At 68.3% G+C, this 20,016-nt stretch carries 20 protein-coding genes and 2 tRNA genes; 5 read left to right on the forward strand and 17 right to left on the reverse strand.

All coding sequences use genetic code 11. The features are described from left to right. Positions 1-108: 108 nt before the first annotated feature. Together valS and AB0269_RS06145 are read left to right on the forward strand one after the other, a co-directional pair. Entirely contained in the window at positions 109-2,685 is a 2,577-nt protein-coding gene (gene valS, locus AB0269_RS06140; RefSeq protein ID WP_366210336.1) for a valine--tRNA ligase, read from the forward strand. Continuing rightward, on the forward strand, positions 2,685-2,918 hold the full coding sequence (locus tag AB0269_RS06145) for a hypothetical protein (protein WP_366210337.1): 234 nt from the start codon (positions 2,685-2,687) through the stop codon (positions 2,916-2,918). The genes valS and AB0269_RS06145 overlap by 1 nt, the downstream gene beginning before the upstream one ends. A 6-nt stretch (positions 2,919-2,924) precedes the next feature. On the opposite strand, the gene AB0269_RS06150 is transcribed toward AB0269_RS06145, so the two are convergent. Beyond that, a complete protein-coding gene (locus AB0269_RS06150) occupies positions 2,925-3,158 on the reverse strand; it encodes a hypothetical protein (RefSeq protein WP_366210338.1) in 234 nt (77 codons plus the stop codon). Continuing rightward, positions 3,155-3,775, reverse strand: coding sequence for a helix-turn-helix domain-containing protein (locus AB0269_RS06155; protein ID WP_366210339.1), 621 nt, complete (start codon positions 3,773-3,775; stop codon positions 3,155-3,157). The genes AB0269_RS06150 and AB0269_RS06155 overlap by 4 nt, the downstream gene beginning before the upstream one ends. Before the next feature lie 79 nt (positions 3,776-3,854). On the opposite strand from AB0269_RS06155, the gene AB0269_RS06160 reads away from it, so the two are divergent. Next, positions 3,855-5,903, forward strand: a complete 2,049-nt coding sequence (locus AB0269_RS06160; RefSeq protein ID WP_366210340.1) for a M3 family metallopeptidase — start codon at positions 3,855-3,857, stop codon at positions 5,901-5,903. A gap of 140 nt (positions 5,904-6,043) precedes the next feature. Here AB0269_RS06160 and AB0269_RS06165 read toward each other — a convergent pair whose 3' ends face one another. From AB0269_RS06165 to AB0269_RS06215, 11 genes are all read right to left on the reverse strand, one after another. Beyond that, entirely contained in the window at positions 6,044-6,571 is a 528-nt protein-coding gene (locus tag AB0269_RS06165) for an NUDIX hydrolase (RefSeq protein ID WP_366210341.1), read from the reverse strand. Beyond that, positions 6,571-7,839: an ATP-dependent Clp protease ATP-binding subunit ClpX gene (gene clpX / locus AB0269_RS06170; RefSeq protein WP_366210342.1), complete on the reverse strand. Its 1,269-nt coding sequence runs from the start codon at positions 7,837-7,839 to the stop codon at positions 6,571-6,573. The genes AB0269_RS06165 and clpX overlap by 1 nt, the downstream gene beginning before the upstream one ends. A gap of 84 nt (positions 7,840-7,923) precedes the next feature. Next, on the reverse strand, positions 7,924-8,775 hold the full coding sequence (locus tag AB0269_RS06175) for an aldehyde dehydrogenase family protein (RefSeq protein WP_366210343.1): 852 nt from the start codon (positions 8,773-8,775) through the stop codon (positions 7,924-7,926). After that, the gene (locus AB0269_RS06180; RefSeq protein WP_366210344.1) at positions 8,772-10,214 is read right to left on the reverse strand and encodes an aldehyde dehydrogenase family protein; all 1,443 of its coding nucleotides are present in this window, start codon (positions 10,212-10,214) and stop codon (positions 8,772-8,774) included. Before AB0269_RS06180 ends, AB0269_RS06175 begins: the two co-directional genes overlap by 4 nt. 11 nt (positions 10,215-10,225) lie before the next feature. Next, positions 10,226-11,227 carry a deoxyribose-phosphate aldolase gene (gene deoC, locus AB0269_RS06185; RefSeq protein WP_366210345.1) on the reverse strand — a complete coding sequence of 334 codons (1,002 nt, stop codon included), beginning with the start codon at positions 11,225-11,227 and terminating at the stop codon, positions 10,226-10,228. Next, positions 11,224-12,153 (reverse strand): sugar-binding domain-containing protein, encoded by a 930-nt coding sequence (locus AB0269_RS06190; RefSeq protein WP_366210346.1) that lies wholly within the window; start codon positions 12,151-12,153, stop codon positions 11,224-11,226. The genes deoC and AB0269_RS06190 overlap by 4 nt, the downstream gene beginning before the upstream one ends. A 161-nt stretch (positions 12,154-12,314) precedes the next feature. After that, positions 12,315-12,956 (reverse strand): ATP-dependent Clp protease proteolytic subunit, encoded by a 642-nt coding sequence (locus AB0269_RS06195; RefSeq protein ID WP_227530803.1) that lies wholly within the window; start codon positions 12,954-12,956, stop codon positions 12,315-12,317. A gap of 19 nt (positions 12,957-12,975) precedes the next feature. Beyond that, positions 12,976-13,572 carry an ATP-dependent Clp protease proteolytic subunit gene (locus AB0269_RS06200; protein ID WP_366210347.1) on the reverse strand — a complete coding sequence of 199 codons (597 nt, stop codon included), beginning with the start codon at positions 13,570-13,572 and terminating at the stop codon, positions 12,976-12,978. 82 nt (positions 13,573-13,654) lie between these two features. Then, positions 13,655-14,149, reverse strand: a complete 495-nt coding sequence (locus AB0269_RS06205) for a tetratricopeptide repeat protein (protein WP_366210348.1) — start codon at positions 14,147-14,149, stop codon at positions 13,655-13,657. Positions 14,150-14,215: 66 nt separating this feature from the next. Next, a complete protein-coding gene (gene tig, locus AB0269_RS06210; protein WP_366210349.1) occupies positions 14,216-15,718 on the reverse strand; it encodes a trigger factor in 1,503 nt (500 codons plus the stop codon). A 61-nt stretch (positions 15,719-15,779) separates the two neighbouring features. Continuing rightward, positions 15,780-15,856 (reverse strand) — tRNA-Pro (locus AB0269_RS06215). 104 nt (positions 15,857-15,960) lie between these two features. On the opposite strand from AB0269_RS06215, the gene AB0269_RS06220 reads away from it, so the two are divergent. Next, a tRNA-Gly gene (locus tag AB0269_RS06220) sits at positions 15,961-16,034 on the forward strand. Positions 16,035-16,057: 23 nt separating this feature from the next. After that, positions 16,058-17,266 carry a hypothetical protein gene (locus AB0269_RS06225; protein WP_366210350.1) on the forward strand — a complete coding sequence of 403 codons (1,209 nt, stop codon included), beginning with the start codon at positions 16,058-16,060 and terminating at the stop codon, positions 17,264-17,266. A gap of 63 nt (positions 17,267-17,329) precedes the next feature. Here AB0269_RS06225 and AB0269_RS06230 read toward each other — a convergent pair whose 3' ends face one another. The 4 genes from AB0269_RS06230 to AB0269_RS06245 all read right to left on the reverse strand — a co-directional run bounded on the left by AB0269_RS06230 (position 17,330) and on the right by AB0269_RS06245 (position 20,015). Then, on the reverse strand, positions 17,330-17,686 hold the full coding sequence (locus AB0269_RS06230; RefSeq protein ID WP_227530800.1) for an RNA polymerase-binding protein RbpA: 357 nt from the start codon (positions 17,684-17,686) through the stop codon (positions 17,330-17,332). A 1-nt stretch (position 17,687) separates the two neighbouring features. Next, positions 17,688-17,936: a preprotein translocase subunit SecG gene (gene secG / locus AB0269_RS06235; protein WP_366210351.1), complete on the reverse strand. Its 249-nt coding sequence runs from the start codon at positions 17,934-17,936 to the stop codon at positions 17,688-17,690. A gap of 82 nt (positions 17,937-18,018) precedes the next feature. Next, positions 18,019-18,810, reverse strand: a complete 792-nt coding sequence (gene tpiA, locus AB0269_RS06240; protein WP_366210352.1) for a triose-phosphate isomerase — start codon at positions 18,808-18,810, stop codon at positions 18,019-18,021. Beyond that, on the reverse strand, positions 18,801-20,015 hold the full coding sequence (locus AB0269_RS06245) for a phosphoglycerate kinase (RefSeq protein WP_366210353.1): 1,215 nt from the start codon (positions 20,013-20,015) through the stop codon (positions 18,801-18,803). Before AB0269_RS06245 ends, tpiA begins: the two co-directional genes overlap by 10 nt. Between the last annotated feature and the right edge of the window lies 1 nt (position 20,016).

Consider the following 20,016-nt stretch of genomic DNA (forward strand, 5'->3'; position numbering starts at 1 on the left):
GATCTACCGACAGTCTCCTTCACCCGTCCGCTTCGTTAGACTGGCAGCACAACCCACACACTCAGGCACGTACACACCGTGCCGCATACATCGCTCAAGGAGACCCTCATGTCATCGATCCCCGACAAGCCCGCACTCGAAGGTCTCGAAGCGAAGTGGGACGGCGTCTGGGCCGATCAGGGCACCTACCTGTTCGATCGCCTGCGCGCCGCCGAACTGGGCCGCGAAGGCGTCTACTCGATCGACACGCCCCCGCCCACGGCATCCGGGTCCCTGCACATCGGCCACGTGTTCTCCTACACGCACACCGATGTGAAGGCCCGCTACGAGCGCATGCGTGGCAAGAGCGTCTTCTACCCGATCGGGTGGGACGACAACGGTCTTCCGACCGAACGCCGCGTGCAGAACTACTACGGGGTGCGGGTCGACGTGACCCTCCCCTACGACCCGGACTTCACGCCGCCGTTCGAGGGCAACGCGAAGAGCCTGAAGGCCGCGGACCAGCAGCCGGTGAGCCGCCGCAACTTCATCGAGCTCTGCGAGAAGCTCACCGTCGAGGACGAGAAGCAGTTCGAGGACGTGTTCCGTCAGCTCGGCCTCAGCGTCGACTGGACGCAGACATACCGCACCATCTCCGACGAGACGATCCGCCAGAGCCAGCTCGGGTTCATCCGCAACCACGAGCGCGGCGAGGCCTACCAGGCGCTCGCGCCGACGCTGTGGGACGTCGACTTCCGCTCCGCGATCGCCCAGGCCGAGCTCGAGGACCGCGACCAGCAGGCCGCGTACCACCGCATCGCCTTCCACAAGACCGATGGGTCGGGTGACGTCCACATCGAGACCACCCGCCCCGAACTGCTCGCGGCCTGCGTCGCCCTCGTCGCGCACCCCGACGACGAGCGCTACCAGCCCTACTTCGGATCCACCGTACGCACGCCGCTGTTCGACGTCGAGGTGCCCGTGCTCGCGCATCACCTGGCGCAGCAGGACAAGGGCTCCGGCATCGCCATGGTCTGCACCTTCGGTGACGTGACCGACATGGTGTGGTGGCGCGAGCTCGACCTGCCGATCCGCACGATCCTGGGCCTCGACGGCCGCGTGGTGGCCGATGCCCCCGCCGCCATCGTGTCGGATGCCGGAAAGGCCGCCTACGCGGAGCTCGCAGGCAAGACCGTGTTCAGCGCCAAGAAGCGCGTGGTGGAGCTGCTGGAGGAGACCGGTGAGCTGCTGGAGGTGTCCAAGCCGTTCAACCACGCCGTGAAGTTCTTCGAGAAGGGCGACCGCCCGCTCGAGATCGTCTCGACGCGCCAGTGGTACATCCGCAACGGCGCCCGCGACGGCGAGCTGCGCGAGCAGCTGCTCGCCCACGGCAAGCAGCTCGAGTGGCATCCGGACTTCATGCGCGTGCGCTACGAGAACTGGGTCGGCGGCCTCACCGGAGACTGGCTCGTGTCGCGTCAGCGCTTCTTCGGCGTGCCGATCCCGGTCTGGTACGGCCTCGACGAGAACGGCGAGCGCGACTACGGCCGCGTGCTCGTCGCATCCGCTGAGCAGCTGCCCATCGACCCGACCGTCGACGTTCCCACCGGCTACACCGAGGACCAGCGCGGCGTCGCCGGCGGCTTCGAGGCCGAGATCGACATCCTCGACACCTGGGCGACGTCGTCGCTGACCCCGCAGCTGGCCGGCGGCTGGCAGCGGGATGAGGAGTTGTGGAACCTCGTGGCGCCGTTCGACGTGCGCCCGCAGGGGCAGGACATCATCCGCACCTGGCTGTTCTCGACCATGCTGCGCTCGACGCTCGAAGACCAGCGTTCGCCGTGGAAGCACGCCTCGATCTCGGGCTTCATCGTCGACCCCGACCGCAAGAAGATGTCGAAGTCCAAGGGCAACGTCGTCACCCCGGCCGACATCCTCGAGAAGCACGGCTCGGATGCGGTCCGCTACTGGGCGGCGTCCAGCCGCCTCGGCGTGGATGCCGCGTTCGACCCGCAGAACCCGACGCAGATGAAGATCGGGCGCCGCCTGGCGATCAAGATCCTCAACGCGGCCAAGTTCGTGCTGTCGTTCCCCGTGCCCGCCGGCGCCCAGGTGACGCACGCCCTGGATGCCTCGATGCTGGCCGCCCTGGATGAGGTCGTGGCCGAAGCGACGAAGGCATTCGACGCATTCGACCATGCACGGGCGCTCGAGGTCACCGAGTCGTTCTTCTGGACGTTCTGCGACGACTACCTCGAGCTCGTCAAGGAGCGCGCCTACGACCAGACCGACGTCGGTCAGCCGTCGGCGGCGCTCGCGCTGCGGATCGCCCTCTCGACCCTGCTGCGCCTTCTCGCCCCTGTCGTGTCGTTCGCGACCGAAGAGGCGTGGAGCTGGTTCGAAGGGGGCTCGGTGCACACCGCCGCGTGGCCGACCGCCGGCGAGCTCGCCGGCGGCGACGCATCCGTGCTCGCTGCGGCCAGCGCCGCGCTCATCGGCATCCGCCGCGCGAAGACCGAGGCGAAGGCATCGCAGAAGACTCCGGTCTCGCGCGCCGTGATCACGGCTCCCACCGAGTCCCTCGAGGCGCTGCGGGCCGCCGCGGGCGACCTCAGTGCTGTCGGCCGCATCGCCGAACTCGAGATCGTGGAGGGCTCCGAACTCGCCGTCACCGAGATCGTGCTGGCCCCCGTGGAGCAGAGCTGATGCAGCTCGGCACGCGGTGGGCGGCGGGATCGGATGCTCCGGCATCCGTCCCCGCCGCGCTGCTGCCCGCGATCGCCGAGGTCGAGGCGCAGGCCCTTCGACAGGCTCAGGGACCGACCCCCTGGTGGACGCTGACCTGGCTCGAGGGGCGCCCGATCGCCGAGTTGGATGCCGGGTGGGAAGTCCTGCTCACAGCTTCCGGCGAGATCCTCGCCCGTCCGTTCCAGGACTGAGGACGCTCAGCGCCCCCTCAGGCCCATCTGCGACAGCATCCGGTCGGCGGCACGCGGGTCCGCCTTCGCGGTCTGCTCGGCCTGGATGGCGGCGAGCATCGCGTCGTGACGCTCCTGCCGGCGCTCCGCGCGGGCGGTCGCCCAGCGGGTGACGGCGTCGGCGACGCGGATCGTCCCTCGTTCGAGTGCGGACGCGCCGCGCGGCAGTGCGACGGTTCGGGTGATGGCGACTGCGCTCATGATGCCGACTCCTTGGTGCTGGTGCGATTGGTGAGCGGGAAGACATCGGCGCGCACGCTCACGCGCCGCACGCCCTCGCCCTTCTGCCCGCGGTACTTCGCGAATGCTTCGTCGATGATGGCCTCGAGCTTCTTCACGAGCTCGGTCGTCTGAGCCGCCGTCATCGGGATGCCGCTCGTCATCGACGAGCTCGCATCGACCCACTCCGGCGTCTCCTTGCCGATGCCGCGGCCGAGGTACTCCATGAGTTCGTCGTTGCGGCGCCGCATCGTCTCGGTCATGACGACCTGGAGCGCGGCTTCACCTGCGGGCGACCCCTCGACGGCGCGGGAGTCGTAGACGACCCCGCCCTCGGGTCGCTCCCACCAGCGCTCGCGCCCGGAGCGCTCCCCCGCGACCTCACGGATGAGATCGTGACGCGCGAGCGCTCGAAGGTGGTAGCTGGTCGCACCGGACGACTCGCCGAGGATGTCGGCGAGCGTGCTGGCCGTCTGCGGCCCCTCGCTTGCAAGAAGATCGAAGATCCGCACGCGCAGCGGGTGCGACAGCGCGCGGAGCGCGCCGGCATCCAGAACACGACGTTCCTTCGCGGCGGGGGCCTTCTCGTTCTCGGTCATGATGCAAAGATATCCTTGCAAACCAATCTTTGCAAGTGTTTCTTTGCGAGCGGCGTCGTCGTGGACGTAGGCTCGTCAGATGACCGACGCAGCGAACCCGCTCCTGACGCCCTCTGCCCTCCCCTACGCACTTCCTGACTACGCCGCGATACGCCCCGAGCACTACCTCCCGGCATTCCGCACCGCCTTCGAGGAGCACTTGGCGGAGATCGCCGCCATCACACGCGTGCGCTCGATGCCGACCTTCGAGAACACGATGGTGCCGCTCGAGCAGGCAGGGGCGATGCTCGACCGCGTCGCTCACGCGTTCTACACGGTCAGCTCGGCGGATGCCACGACCGAGATCCAGGAGATCGACGAGCAGCTCGCACCTCTCATGGCCGCGCACGAGGATGCGATCCGGCTCGACGCCCGGTTGTACTGGCGCATCAAGACGCTGCACGACCAGCTCGACGCCCTGAGCCTCGATGCCGAGAGCCGGTATCTCGTCGAGCGGCACTTCCGGGAGATGACGCACGCCGGCGCCGGACTCGACGACGACGCCAAGGCGCGACTGACCGCCCTGAACCAGAAGATCTCGACGCTCACGACGACGTTCGAGAAGAATCTGCTGGCCGACACGAACGACCTCGCGGTGTACTTCGAGACCGCCGACGAGCTCGACGGCCTGGCCGAGGGCGAGCTGTCGGCCGCGGCACGCGCGGCGCACGGTCGCGGCCACGACAGCGGCTACCTGATCACGCTGCCGCTGTTCACCGGGCATCCGTATCTGGCGACGCTGCGGAATCGCGAGAGCCGCCGTCGGATCATGGAGGCATCGCGATCGCGGGCCGCGCGCGGCAACGCGAACGACAATCGCGCCGCCCTCACCGACATCGCGACGCTCCGGGCGGAGCGCGCCGCGCTCCTCGGCTACGACTCGCACGCCGCCTACGTGACGGCTGATGAGACGGCCGGGACCCCGGATGCCGTCGCCGATCTCCTGAAGCGGCTCGCGCCCGCCGCGGCATCCAATGCCCGCGCCGAACAGGCCGCCCTGCAGGCGATCATCGACGAGACCGAGGCCGAGCCGTTCGACCTCGAGGCACACGACTGGGCTTTCTACACCGAGAAGGTGCGGGCCGCGCAGTACGACATCGACACGGCGGCGCTGCGCCCGTGGTTCGAGGCGGAGCGCGTGCTGCAGGACGGCGTGTTCTTCGCCGCGACGCAGCTGTACGGCGTGACGTTCGCCGAGCGCAGCGATCTGGTGGCCTACCACCCCGGCGCGCGCGTGTTCGAGGTGTTCAACCCGGGCGGTTCGCCGCTCGGCCTGTACGTTATCGACCTCTACACGCGCGACGCCAAGCGGGGCGGCGCGTGGATGAACCCGATCGTCAGCCAGTCCGCGCTGCGGGGAACGGCCCCGGTCGTCGTGAACAACCTCAACGTGGCGCAGCCCGGCGACGCCGAACCGACCCTCCTGACGCTGGACGAGGTCACGACCCTCTTCCACGAGTTCGGGCATGCGTTGCACGGGCTCTTCGCGACCGTGAACTACCCGCACTTCGCCGGGACGAACGTGTTCCGCGACTTCGTGGAGTTCCCCAGTCAGGTCAACGAGATGTGGATCCTCTGGGCCGAGGTGCTCGACAACTACGCCCGCCACTACGAGACCGGCGAGCCCTTGGATGCCGCGATCGTGGATCGCCTGCGCGCCACGGAGACGTTCAACCAGGGTCACGACACGAGCGAGTACCTCGCGGCCGCGTGGCTGGATCAGGCCTGGCACCGTATCTCCGTCGGCGACGCGGTCGGCGATGTGGCCGCGTTCGAGGCACGGGCGCTGGCGGAGATCGGGCTGGACAACCCCGGGGTGCCCACCCGCTACTCGTCGACGTACTTCGCGCACGTGTTCTCGGGCGGCTACAGCGCCGGGTACTACTCGTACATCTGGAGCGAGGTGCTCGACGCCGACACGGTCGAGTGGTTCCGCGAGAACGGCGGGCTGACCCGCGAGAACGGCGACCGGTTCCGGGCTCGGCTTCTGGGCGTCGGAGGTTCGAAGGATCCCCTGGAGGCGTACCGCGACTTCCGCGGTCGAGATGCCGAGATCGCGCCGCTGCTGAAACGCCGCGGGCTCGGCTGAGCAGCGGCATGCGCCCCCGTTCCTGTGCACAGCTTCGGATTCCGCGTCCGACACGCCGCGCGGAACGGCCTGCGGGCGGCGTGTCGCCCCGCGCATCCGAAGTTGTGCACGGGGTGGCGCCCCGGGGCGCGACTGCTTGGTCAGAGGCGGGCGAGCGCCTTGTGCCAGGTGAGCTGGTGGTAGCTCTGCGAGAGGTGCTCGTCGAGCCCGTCCATCGGCAGCACGTGCACGGCGATCGTCTCCGAGTCGTCCAGCGACTGCGCGCAGACCAGCATGCAGTCGCGCGCGAGGAAGTGGTGCACGCGGTTGGTGTGGTTTCCGAAGTTCGCCCAGGTCGCACCGAGGTCGACGATCTCGCGCGCTTCGTACCCGGTTTCCTCACGAAGCTCCCTCGCCGCGGCATCCAGGGGGCTCTCTCCGGATTCGACGGCTCCGCCGATCGTCCCGAGCGCGACGATGCCCGCGCCGTGGCGGTACTCTTCGACGACGATCGCCTCGCCCTCGGGATTCAGTGCGAGGACGGAGATCCACTCCGCAGGTTCCAGCACATAGTAGGGCGCGATCGTCTGCCCTGAAGCATCCACGCAGGTGTCGGCACGAAGCCGGATCCAGCGGTCGGCGACGACCGTGTCGGAGTCCACGACCCGCCAGGGGCGGACTTCCGGCATCAGGCGCTCTTGCGCTTGCGCTCCATCACGACGGTGGGCGGCGCGCCCTCATCGACCGATGCGCGGGTGACGACGACCTTCTTGACGTCCTCCGCGGACGGGATCTCGAACATGATCGGTCCCAGCACGTCTTCGAGGATCGCACGGAGACCACGGGCACCGGTCTTGCGCTCGACGGCGAGGTCGGCGATCGAACGCAGCGCGTCCTCTTCGAAGTCGAGTTCGACGTCGTCGAGCTCGAACATGCGCTGATACTGCTTGACCAGGGCGTTGCGGGGTCCGGTGAGGATGTCGATCAGGGCATCCTGGTCGAGCGGCGTCACCGACGCGACGACCGGCAGACGACCGATGAACTCGGGGATCAGGCCGAACTTGTGCAGGTCCTCGGGCAGCACCTCGCTGAACAGGTCGAGGTCCTTCGACTTGTCGTGCAGCGGAGCCCCGAACCCGACGCCGTGCTTGCCGACGCGCGACGACACGATGTCCTCGAGGCCGGCGAAGGCGCCCGCGACGATGAACAGCACGTTCGACGTGTCGATCTGCAGGAACTCCTGGTGCGGATGCTTGCGACCGCCCTGCGGCGGAACCGAGGCGACCGTGCCCTCGATGATCTTCAGCAGCGCCTGCTGTACGCCCTCGCCCGAGACGTCGCGGGTGATGGACGGGTTCTCGGACTTGCGCGCGATCTTGTCGATCTCGTCGATGTAGATGATGCCCTGCTCGGCGCGCTTGACGTCGTAGTCGGCGGCCTGGATGAGCTTGAGGAGGATGTTCTCGACGTCTTCGCCGACGTAACCGGCCTCGGTGAGCGCCGTGGCATCGGCGACAGCGAACGGCACGTTCAGGCGCTTCGCGAGCGTCTGGGCGAGATAGGTCTTGCCGCAGCCGGTCGGACCGATCATCAGGATGTTGCTCTTGGCGATCTCGACCTCTTCGGCCTTCTGCTCGGCCAGCTGCAGCGTGCCGTGGGCGCGCACGCGCTTGTAGTGGTTGTAGACCGCGACCGACAGCGATCGCTTCGCCTGCTCCTGCCCGACGACGTACTCCTCGAGGAACGCGTAGATCTCACGGGGCTTGGGCAGCTCGAAGTCGGCGACGCCGTCGGCCGAGGACTCGGCCATGCGCTCTTCGATGATCTCGTTGCACAGCTCGACGCACTCATCGCAGATGTACACGCCGGGGCCGGCGATGAGCTGCTGCACCTGCTTCTGGCTCTTTCCGCAGAAAGAGCACTTGAACAGGTCAGCGCTTTCACCGATTCTGGCCATGCGCATCCTCCTTGGAGTGTCCGAGAGACATCTTCGAGCCTAACCGCTCCCTCGGACACTCAGCCGCATTGGCCGCGGTTGTGATCAGATCATGCTCTTGGGGTGCCACACCGTCTTGGTCTCGGTGAACGCGGCGATGCGCTGCGGCGAGGCGGTCACCTCTCCGGGCGACAGCACGCGCTTGAGCGTGTCGGCGGCGGCGATCTCGAGGTCCACCCACTCGAGTGCTCCCGCACCGGCGAGATCGAGGGCGTTCACATCGGCGTGCGAGGCCAGCCACGGGGCGATCTCCGCGGGCGAGCCGGTCAGGACGTTGACCACTCCCCCCGGCACGTCGCTGGTCGCGAGCACCTCGGCCAGGCTGATCGCGGAGAGCGGATGCTGCTCGCTCGCGACGACCACGACCGTGTTGCCCGCCACGAGCGCCGGTGCGACGACCGAGACGAGACCGAGCAGGGCCGAGTCCTGCGGCGCGATGATCGCGACCACACCGGTCGGCTCCGGAACGGAGATGTTGAAGTACGGCCCTGCCACCGGGTTGGCGTTGCCGGCGACCTGCGCGTACTTGTCGCACCAGCCCGCGTACCAGACCCACAGGTCGATCGCCTCGTCGACCTGAGCGCCCGCGACGGCGGCCGAGACGCCCTCCTGCGCGGTGATCTCGTCGACGAACTGGGCGCGGCGCCCTTCGAGAACCTCGGCGACGCGGTAGAGCACCTGACCGCGGTTGTACGCGGTGGCACCGGACCAGCCCTTCACGGCCGCGCGGGCGGCGACGACGGCATCCCTGGCGTCCTTGCGGGAGCCCTTCGCGGCGTTCGCGAGGAACGCGCCCTTGGCCGAGAGCACCTCGTAGGTGCGGCCGGACTCGCTCCGAGGGAACGCCCCGCCGATCGCGAGCTTGTAGGTCTTCGGAACAGTCAGTCGCCTGCTCATGCTGCAGCTCCCTTGAGGTATGCGGCGAGGCCGTGGCGGCCGCCCTCGCGGCCGTATCCGGACTCCTTGTACCCGCCGAACGGGCTCGCCGGGTCGAAGCGGTTGAAGGTGTTCGCCCAGACGACGCCGGCGCGCAGCCGGTCGGCGACGGCGAGGATGCGGGATCCCTTGTCGGTCCAGATCCCGGCGGACAGGCCGTACGGGGTGTTGTTCGCCTTCGCGATCGCCTCGGCCGGCGTGCGGAACGTGAGCACCGACAGGACGGGGCCGAACACCTCGTCGCGCGCGATGCGGTGGGATGCCTCGACACCGGTGAAGATCGTCGGAGCGAACCAGAAGCCCTTGTCGGGGATCGCGCAGTCCGCGGTCCAGCGCTCCGCACCCTCGGCCTCGCCGATGTCGCTGAGCTCGCGGATGCGCGCCAGCTGGGCGGCGGAGTTGATCGCACCGATGTCGGTGTTCTTGTCGAGCGGATCGCCCAGGCGCAGCGTCGAGAGCCGCGTCTTCAGCCGGTCGATGACCTCGTCGTGGATGGACTCCTGCACGAGAAGTCGGCTGCCCGCGCAGCACACGTGCCCCTGGTTGAAGAAGATGCCGTTGACGATGCCCTCGACGGCCTGGTCGATCGGCGCGTCGTCGAAGACGATGTTGGCGGCCTTGCCGCCGAGTTCGAGCGTGACCTTCTTGCCCGTGCCGGCGACAGCCTTGGCGATGTCGCGGCCGACTCCGGTCGACCCGGTGAAGGCGACCTTGTCGACCTCGGGGTGACGCACGAGCGTGGCACCGGTGGACCCGGCTCCGGTGACGATGTTCACGACACCGGCGGGGAGGTCGGCCTGCTGCAGGATCTCGGCGAAGATCAGCGCCGTCAGCGGCGTCGTCTCGGCGGGCTTGAGGACGACCGTGTTGCCGGCTGCGAGTGCCGGGGCGATCTTCCAGGCGAGCATCAGCAGCGGGAAGTTCCACGGGATGATCTGGCCTGCGACGCCGTGCGCCTTCGGATTCGCACCGAGGCCGGCGTAGTCGAGCTTGTCGGCCCACCCGGCGTAGTAGAAGAACCAGGATGCGACGAGCGGGACGTCGACGTCGCGGCTCTCCTTGATCGGCTTGCCGTTGTCGAGGCTCTCCGCGACGGCCAGCTCGCGAGCGCGCTCCTGGATGAGACGGGCGATGCGGAACAGGTACTTGCCGCGGTCGCGGCCGCTCATCTTCGACCACACCTTGTCGTAGGCTCGGCGGGCCGCCGTGACCGCGCGGTCGATGTCCTCGTCCGAGGCGCCGGCGATCTCGGCGATGCGGGACTCATCCGACGGCGAGATGGTCGTGAAGCTCTTGCCAGATCCGTCGACGAACTCGCCGTCGATGAACAGGCCGTAGCTGTCACGCAGGTTCAGGATCGCCTTCGATTCGGGCGCCGGGGCGTATTCCAGGAATGACATGTTTCTGTCCCTCAGTCGATCGTGACGTAGTCGGGGCCGGAGTAGTGGCCGGTGGTGAGCTTCTGCCGCTGCAGCAGCACGTCGTTGAGAAGGCTCGATGCACCGAAGCGGAACAGGTGCGGCTGCAGCCATTCCTCCCCCGCGGTCTCGGCGACCGTGACGACGTACTTGATGGCGTCCTTCGAGGTGCGGATGCCGCCGGCGGGCTTCACGCCGATCTTCTCGCCGGTGCCGCGGTACCAGTCGCGCACGGTCTCGAGCATGAGCAGCGTCGTCGGCAGCGTGGCCGCAGGCTGCACCTTTCCTGTGGAGGTCTTGATGAAGTCGCCGCCGGCGAGGATGCCGAGCCACGACGCGCGCTTGATGTTGTCGTAGGTGTTCAGCTCACCGGTCTCGAGGATGACCTTGAGCGATGCGTAGGTGCCGTCCTCACGACGGCACGCCTCCTTGACCGCCGCGATCTGATCGAAGACGAGTCCGTACCGGCCGGAGAGGAACGCCCCGCGGTCGATCACCATGTCGATCTCGTCCGCACCGGCCGCGACGGCCTCTGCGGTGTCTGCGAGCTTGATGGCGAGCGACGAGCGACCGCTGGGGAACGCCGTGGCGACTGCGGCGACCGAGATCTTCCCGTCGTCCGGGTCGCCGTGCAGGGCGCCCAGCGCCTCGACGGCGTGGCCGACCATGTCGCCGTAGACGCAGACCGCGGCGACGAGCGGGGTCGACGGGTCACCGGCATCCGGCGTCTTGGCCTTCGCGACGAGCGAGCGCACCTTGCCGGGGGTGTCCGCGCCCTCCAGCGTCGTCAGGTCGATCAGAGAGATGATCTTGTCGATCGCCCATGCCTTCGATGTGGTCTTGATCGAACGCGTGCCCAGGCCCGCTGCGCGCTGTTCGAGTCCGGTGGCGTCGACGCCCGGAAGGCCGTGCAGGAACCGGCGGAGCGTCGCGTCGTCGGGCTCACCGCCCAGCACATCCACCGCCGTGCGGCGGGTCAGTTCAGTGGTCGTCATCGTTCCTCCAACAATGCTCGGGCTGTGGTCTCATCGGTCACCAGCACGCTGCACAAGCCGCTGGTCACGACTGTACGCGCGATGTCGTGCTTCGCGCTCCCCGCGGTCACGAAGATCGCCTGCTTCGCCGTGCGCAGGCGGTCGAGGCTCACGCCGACGGTGCGGGCGTCGAGCTGCGGATCGACGATGTTGCCGTCCGCGTCGATGTAGCGGCCGAGGACGTCGCCGACCGCTCCGCGGCGGGCGAGCTCCTCGACGTCGGCGGGCTTCAGGTAACCGTTCTCGACGTGAGCGGACGATGCGTCTGCGGGGCCGGCGGAATACAGATAGGCCTGTGCGGCGGCCGCCTGCTCGAGGATGCCCGCGACGGTGCGATCTGCTTCGATCGCCTGCTTCGTCTCGACGCGTTCGAGAATGGCGGGGCTCGGGAGCAGCGTCGCCTGGCCGCCCGCGCGCTGCGCGATGGTCATCGCGAGACCTGCCGCGCCGCCGGAGCGGCGGTTGAGGCTCACGCCGCCGTTGAGCTGCACGACGCTGACGCCATGGGCCCATCCCTCGGGGAGGGCATCGGCGACAGCGGTGAGCGTCCTCCCCCAGCTCACGCCGAGGGTGCGCGGAACCGGCCGGAGCGCCGCGAGATGGTCGGCTGCCGCCTGTGCGACACGCTCGAGCGCCGCATCCTCCTCATCCGGGACGATCACGGCATCCGACAGGGCGAACCGTTCGACGATCTCGCGCTCGAGACCGAGGCGCCGTGCGCGCGGATGCACGATCTCGATCCGCACGATGCCCGTCTCGCGCGCCCGCGTCAGGAGCCGTCCGACCTTCCATCGGGAGATCTTCAGGAGGGCGCCGATCTCGTCCTGCGTCTTGGCTTCGTCGTAGTACAGCTCGGCGACTCGCACCGTGAGCAGATCATCATCCATGCGTCCTCCCTTCCGCACTCCAGCGTACGCATGAGCACGCACGCGCGCATGTGATTGCTCAGATGAGCAACCCATTAGGCGAGCGATGCACTTTCGCGTGTGCCCGGAGCACGCCGAAGGGCGGCAGTCGCGATGACCGCCGCCCTTCGTGAGACCAGGACTCAGGCGCGCTTGCGCGTGGTGAGCACCTGGTCGACGACTCCGTACTCGAGCGCTTCCTGCGCCGAGAGGATCTTGTCGCGGTCGATGTCCTTGTTGATCTGCTCGACCGGCTTGCCGGTGTGCTTGGCCATGGTCTCCTCGAGCCAGGTGCGCATGCGCAGGATCTCGGCGGCCTGGATCTCGATGTCGGAGGCCTGGCCGTGTCCTGCCTCACCCATCGCCGGCTGGTGCATGAGCACCCGGGCGTTGGGGAGCGCGAGACGCTTGCCGGGTGCGCCGGCAGCCAGCAGCACGGATGCCGCGGATGCCGCCTGCCCGAGCACGACGGTCTGGATCTGCGGCGCGACGTACTGCATCGTGTCGTAGATCGCCGTCATGGCCGTGAACGAGCCACCGGGCGAGTTAATGTACATCGTGATGTCGCGCTCGGCGTCCTGGCTCTCGAGGACGAGGAGCTGCGCCATGACGTCGTCGGCCGATGCGTCGTCGACCTGCACGCCGAGGAAGATCACACGGTCCTCGAACAGCTTGTTGTACGGGTCCTGACGCTTGAAGCCGTATGCGGTGCGCTCCTCGAACTGGGGAAGCACGTAGCGGCTGGAGGGCAGGTTGCCTGCGGACTGGAAGGTGGGGGTGTACATGGGTGTCCTCTCGAATCCGTTACTCAGCCGAGTCCGCCGTGCCGCCGCCGCCGATGACATCGGTGGCCGACTCGCGGATGTGGTCGACGAAGCCGTACTCGAGAGCCTCCTCGGCGGTGAACCAGCGGTCGCGGTCGCCGTCCTCGTTGATCTGCTCGACGGTCTTGCCGGTCTGCGCCGCCGTGATCTCGGCGAGGCGGTTCTTCATCGACACGATCAGCTGCGCCTGCGTCTGGATGTCGCTCGAGGTTCCGCCGAAGCCGCCGTGCGGCTGGTGCAGCAGCACCCGGGCGTTCGGGGTGATGTACCGCTTGCCCTTCGTGCCGGCGGTCAGCAGCAGCTGACCCATGGATGCCGCCATGCCGATGCCGACGGTGACGATGTCGTTCGGCACGAACTGCATGGTGTCGTAGATCGCCATGCCCGCGGTGATCGAGCCACCGGGCGAGTTGACGTAAAGGTAGATGTCCTTCTCTGAGTCCTCTGCGGCGAGAAGAAGGATCTTCGCGCAGATCTCATTGGCGTTCTCGTCCCGCACCTCTGAGCCCAGCCAGATGATGCGATCCTTCAGCAGCCTGTCGAAGACACTTGTCGCGACCAGGGGTTCTGCAGCCATTTCACGCTCCTGTTTTCCGTGTTCGGTGATTCGAATCTACCGGCGGCGACGCGGCGCCCAGGCCGTGTTCGCCGTCGGCATATCAGGTGTCGCGCTCGCCGATCTCGCGCGCGTACGCCGTCATCGAGCGGTGGTAGCGCGGCAGATGCGGCACGAGCGCGAGCAGGGCGACGGAGAGGGCACGGTAGGGCGCGCCGGAACTCGCCAGTGCGAGCGCATGGAATACGGCGACGGCGTCGCGGTACGGCGAGTCCGGTGCGTCGGCGTTCGCGCGCTCGAGGAGGACGAGCGCCTCATCGGTCTCGCCGACGTTGCGCAGTGAGCTCGCGAGCTGGATGATCGCCTGCGGCTCGTGCTCGGCGTCGAGACCGAGCTCCAGCGCCCGGCGGTACAGCGGTATCGCCTCGAGAGGTCGACCGGCAGAATCCCGCGCACCCGCGCGCTCGAACTCGGCGCGTGCATCGTCCTGGCCGCGTTCCGCGGCGAGGGCATCGATGCGGGCGATGACCTCGTCGCCCGCGAGCTCGTTCGCCGCAACCGCCCACACCTCGTCGATGCGCTCTTCCCAGGTCGTCATGGTCCTCCTCGTATGCGAAAGGGCGGATGCCGAAGCATCCGCCCTTTCGTGATGATCAGTGTGCGATCACTCGGCCTTGTCGGCAGCCTTCTTCGCGGGTGCCTTCTTGGCCGCCGGCTTCTTGGCCGGAGCCTTCTTCGCGGCCGGCTTCTCGTCAGCGGCGTCGTCGGCCTTCTTCGCCGGCGCCTTCTTCGCGGCGGGCTTCTCTTCGACAGGCTCAGTGCGGCGCTTGGCCGGAGCCTTCTTGGCGGGCTTCTCCTCGGCCGGAGCCTCGGCGGCCTCGTCCTCGTCCTCGACGGCGACCAGGCTCGACAGGTCGACCTTGTCGCCCTTCGAGTCGACGACATTGACCTTGCCCAGCGCGATGGCGAGAGCCTTGTTGCGGGCGACCTCGCCGACGAGCGCCGGCAGCTGGTTCGAGGACTGCAGCGCCTCGACGAACTCCTGCGGAGCCATGCCGTACTGCGCGGCGGACTGGATCAGGTACGAGCTGAGCTCCTCCTGCGACACCTGCACATCGGCCTGCTCGGCGATCGTGTCGAGCAGCACCTGCGTGCGGAACTGCTTCTCGCTGGCCTCGGTGACCTCGGCGCGGTGCTCGTCGTCCTCGAGACGGTTCTCGGACTCGAGGTGGTTGTGCACCTCGTCCTCGATGAGCTGCGGCGGGACGGGGATCTCGATCTTCTCGAGCAGCGTCTCGATGAGCTGGTCGCGAGCAGCCGAGCCCTGAGTGAAGACGCCCTGCTCGTTCACGCGCTCGGCGAGGCTGTCGCGCAGCTCGGCGATGGTGTCGAACTCGCTGGCGATCTGGGCGAAGTCGTCGTCGGCCTCGGGAAGCTCGCGCTCCTTGACGGACTTGATGCTGACGGAGACCTCGGCCTCTTCACCGGCGTGGTCGCCGCCGACGAGCTTGGAGCGGAACGTGGTGTCCTCACCGGCGGTGAGCGACTCGATGGCGTCGTCGATGCCCTCGAGGAGCTCGCCGGAGCCGACCTCGTACGAGACGCCCTCGGCACGGTCGATCTCGGCGCCGTCGATCGTGGCGACGAGGTCGAGCTCGACGAAGTCGCCCTTCGCCGCGGGGCGCTCGACGGGGATCAGCGTGCCGAAGCGAGCGCGCAGCTTGTCGAGCTCCTCGGTGAGCGCGGCCTCGTCGGCCTCGACGGCGTCGACGGTGAGGGTGATCTCGGAGAGCTCGGGCACCTCGATCTCGGGGCGCACGTCGACCTCGATCTCGACGATCAGGTCGCCGGAGAAGTCCTTCTCGTTCGGCCACTGCGTGATGTCGGCCGACGGGCGGCCGACGATGCGCAGGCTCTGCTCCGCCGCTGCCTCGCGGAAGAACTTGTCGAGGCCCTCGTTGACGGCGTGCTCGATGACGGCGCCGCGACCGATGCGCTGGTCGATGATGGGGGCGGGGACCTTGCCCTTGCGGAAGCCGGGGATCTGGACGTCCTGAGCGATGTGCTCGTACGCGTGCGCGATCGAGGGCTTGAGGTCGTCCGGGGTGACCGTGATGGTGAGCTTGGCCCGGGTCGGGTTCAGCTTCTCGACGGTGCTGTTCGCCATGCTGGTGTGTTCTCCTTTGGATTTCCGCGCGACAGGCGCGGCCTGAGGTTCGTGAGGGCCGTGGTCGGGGCGACAGGATTTGAACCTGCGACTTCCCGCTCCCAAAGCGGGCGCTCTACCAAGCTGAGCTACGCCCCGGTTGAACCCGCGCGGGGAAACGGCCTTGTCGAGTCTAACGGACAGGAGGGCTTCCAACGTCCGCTATGCTTTACGAGGCGCTCTGCTCGGCGACGCGCCGAAATGGGGATGTAGCTTAATGGTAAAGCCTTAGTCTTCCAAACTAATGACGCGGGTTCGATTCCCGTCATCCCCTCCACTTCCCCGTCAGGAGGAGAACTCGTGGCAGAGTCACTGGTTCCCTCCGCGCCGGGCGGACACCATTTCGGTCCGATCCTCGGCGGCACGGCACAGCATGCCGTGGCCGTTCCTCGCTCGCCGCGCCGCTCCCGCCGGTGGTGGTGGGTTGCGCTCGGCGTCGTGGTCGTGGGCGTCGCGTGCGCCGGCATCCAGTGGGGTGCGAACGTGGGCTACGACGAGGCGCTCGTCGCCTTCGACGATGCGGTCGACCGGGCCGAGGCCGGTCAGGACGGTCTCGCGGAAGCCGCGTCCTCGCTCACCGAGACGATGGATGCCGCGGCAGAGGTGACCTCGGCGAGGACCGACCGGTTGATGGATGCCGAGAGCGCTGCCGTGCTCGACGACGCATCCGCCGCTGCCGAACAGGCCTCCGCTGACGCCGCCGCGCTGACGGATGACGTCCTCCCCCGTGCGGAGGACAAGCCGGCGTGGGCGTGGGAGCTGTTCGGCGCGGCGTCGCAGCTCGACGAGGAGGGCGCGGATGCCCGCGCACAGGCCGGCGCCTTCGATGAGGCGCGCGACCGCGCGCAGGCGACCGCGGCGGCCCTGGACGAGGCGGGCGTGGCCGCTGTGCTGTCGGCGGCCGGATCCGCGAGCGACTTCGAGGCGCAGCACATCTCGGCGCGCAATCCCGACATCATCGCGCTGCGCCGCGCAGCCGGTGCCCTCGACGGCGCCGTGAGCATGGATGCGACGACGGTCGCCGCGTACACCGACCTGGAGTCGGCCGCTGCGGCGATGCTGTCCTCGGAGAAGGCGGAGATCGCCGAGAAACAGGGACCGCTGCTCGAGGCCCGCACCGAGATCGAGGCGTTCGCCAGAGAGCTCGCCCCCGGTGTGCTGCTGGACTTCGACTGGTCGCCGCTCGTGAACGGCTACGGGTACGGAGACAGCATGGGCGGCTACGCCACCTGGTGGTACGGCGACCCCGGGTACTCGACGATCGAGCTGTCGGACTCCGTCGCGGCGTACTGGCCCGGAGACCGTAGCCGCGCCCTCGTCGCGCACGAGGTCGGGCATGCGATCAGCGTCAAATGCGAGGGCATGTACGACGACTCGGACCGCGGCACGATCGAGGCCTGGGCGACCGCCTGGGCGATCAGCAAGGGATTCACCGACGACGCGAACGGCACGTCGGCGTACGGCGCTCCGTCGCAGTCGCTCATCGACGCCGCGGCGGGCTGTCGCTGAGGGCGCACGAGAACGACGAAGCCGCCACGATCCGGAGATCGTGACGGCTTCGCTGCGAGTGGCTCAGGCCTGGCCGCGGCGCTCGCGCAGCTGCGTCAGGGCCTCGTCGAGGAGCTGCGCCGCCTCGTCGTCCGTGCGGCGCTCCTTCACGTAGGCGAGGTGCGTCTTGTAGGGCTCGTTCTTGGCGAGCTCCGGCGGGTTGTTCTTGTCGCGCCCTGCCGGGAGGCCCGACTGCGGGTGATCGATCGTCTCGGGGATCTCCTCGTCGGGGAGCCCGGCCGCGAAGTAGCGGACGGTCTCGTTGCCGAGTCCGTCCCAGTACGACACGGCGATCCGGTCCGCGTGGTAGCCGTGGTCCTGCTCCCCCATCGGGCCGGAACCCACGCGGGTTCCGCGGATGGCGTTGCCTCCTGTGGCCATGTCAGATCACCTCGAGCTTCGTGATGAGGCCCAGCGCGACGATGGAGACGAACCACACGAGTGCCAGGACGATGGTGAATCGGTTGAGGTTGCGCTCGGCGAGGCCCGAGGAGCCGACCGCCGTCGTCATGCCACCGCCGAACATGTCGGACAGACCGCCGCCGCGGCCCTTGTGGAGAAGGATGAGGAGTGTCAGCAGGACGCTGGTGACACCCAGCAGGACCTGCAGGACGAACTCAAGAATTGCCACGAGGGAGAGCCTTTCGAAGGGACAGGTGGTTGCCCGTAAGTGCCAAGTATACGCGGGTGACGGGGCCGAGCCCCGTCACCGCTCAGACGCCGACGTGCTTCTCGAACCGGATGATCGCGGCGAAATCGTCGACCACGAGGCTCGCGCCGCCGACCAGTGCACCGTCCACATCGGGCTCGCGCATGAAACTGGCGATGTTCGCCGCCTTGACCGAACCGCCGTACAGGATGCGGGTGCGCGCAGCGGCATCCTCGTCCAGGGTCTTCGCGAGCACGCCGCGCAGAGCCGCGCAGACGTCCTGAGCCTGCTGCGGCGTCGCGGCCTGACCGGATCCGATCGCCCAGACCGGCTCGTACGCGACGACGATGTCCGCGGACGCGGGCACGCCCTTCAGCGCAGCCTCCAACTGGCCGGCGGGAACCGCACTCGCCCCGAACTTCTCGAGGTCCTCCGCGGTCTCGCCCACGCAGATCACCGGCACGAGGCCGTGCTTGAGCGCAGCCTGGACCTTGGCGGCGACGACCTCGTCGGACTCGGCGTGGTACTCACGACGCTCCGAGTGGCCGATGATGACGTACTTCGCATCGAGCTTGGCGAGGAACGCGCCCGAGACCTCGCCCGTGTAGGCGCCGGAATCGTGCGCCGACAGGTCCTGCGCACCGAGCGCGAACGGGATCTTGTCCGCGTCGATCAGCGTCTGCACGCTGCGGATGTCGGTGAACGGCGGGAACACCGCCACCTCGACCGAGCCGTCCTCGTGCTTGGCATCCTTGAGCGCCCAGTGCAGCTTCTGCACGAACGCGACCGCCTGCAGGTGGTCCAGGTTCATCTTCCAGTTGCCCGCGATCAGCGGGGTACGGGCGTTCATGCCCATCCGAGCACCTCCAGGCCGGGTAGTTTCTTGCCCTCGAGGAACTCGAGGCTCGCGCCTCCGCCCGTCGAGATGTGACCGAACCGGTCATCGTCGAAGCCGAGCTGACGCACGGCAGCGGCCGAATCGCCGCCGCCGACGACGCCGAGCCCGTCGACCTCGGTCAGCGCCTGCGCGACGGCCTTGGTCCCCGCGGCGAACGCCGGGAATTCGAACACGCCCATCGGCCCGTTCCAGAACACCGTCTTCGAGCTGCGGATCGCGTCGGCGAACGCCGCAGCCGTGTCGGGCCCGATGTCGAGGCCGATGCCGGATGCGCCGAACGAGCTCTCCTCGATGGCATCCGCAGCGACGGTCTCGTGGTCGGTATCCGCCGCGAACGACGCGGCGACGACCACGTCCGTCGGCAGGACGATCTCGACGCCGCGATCGGCGGCCTCTGCGAGGTAGCCGCGGACGGTGTCGAGCTGGTCCTTCTCGAGGAGGCTGGATGCCACCGCATGACCCTGCGCCGCGAGGAACGTGAACAGCATCCCCCCGCCGACGAGCAGACGGTCGACGCGCGGCAGCAGGTGCGAGATGACGCCGAGCTTGTCGCTGACCTTGGAACCGCCGAGGACGACCGTGTACGGGCGCTCGGGTTTCTCCGTGAGGCGGTCGAGGACGTCCAGCTCGGTCGCGATCAGCAGACCCGCCGCGGACGGCAGGATCTCGGCCAAGTCGTAGACGCTGGCCTGCTTGCGGTGCACGACGCCGAAGCCGTCCGAGACGAGCACGTCGCCGAGCTGTGCGAGCTCGCCGGCGAACTCCTGGCGGGTGGCATCGTCCTTCGCGGTCTCCCCTGGGTTGAACCGCAGGTTCTCGATGACAGCGACCTCGCCGTTCTCGAGCCCAGCCACAGTCTCGCGGGCCGACTCGCCGACGGTGTCCGAGGCGAAGGCGACCGGCTGCTCGAGCAGCTCGGACAGCCGCTTCGCGACCGGTGCGAGGCTGTACTGCGGGTCTGGGGCGCCGTCGGGGCGACCCAGGTGCGAGCACACGACGACACGTGCGCCGGCCTCGATGAGCGTCTTCAGAGTCGGCAACGAGGCGCGAACGCGGCCATCGTCCGTGATGACGCCGTCCTTCAGGGGGACGTTCAGGTCACAACGGACGATGACGCGCTTGCCCTCGAGCGAACCCAGTGATTCCAGGGTGCGCAGGGTCATG

Origin of the sequence: Microbacterium sp. NPDC077644 (assembly GCF_040702785.1) — a bacterium.
Lineage (GTDB): Bacteria > Actinomycetota > Actinomycetes > Actinomycetales > Microbacteriaceae > Microbacterium.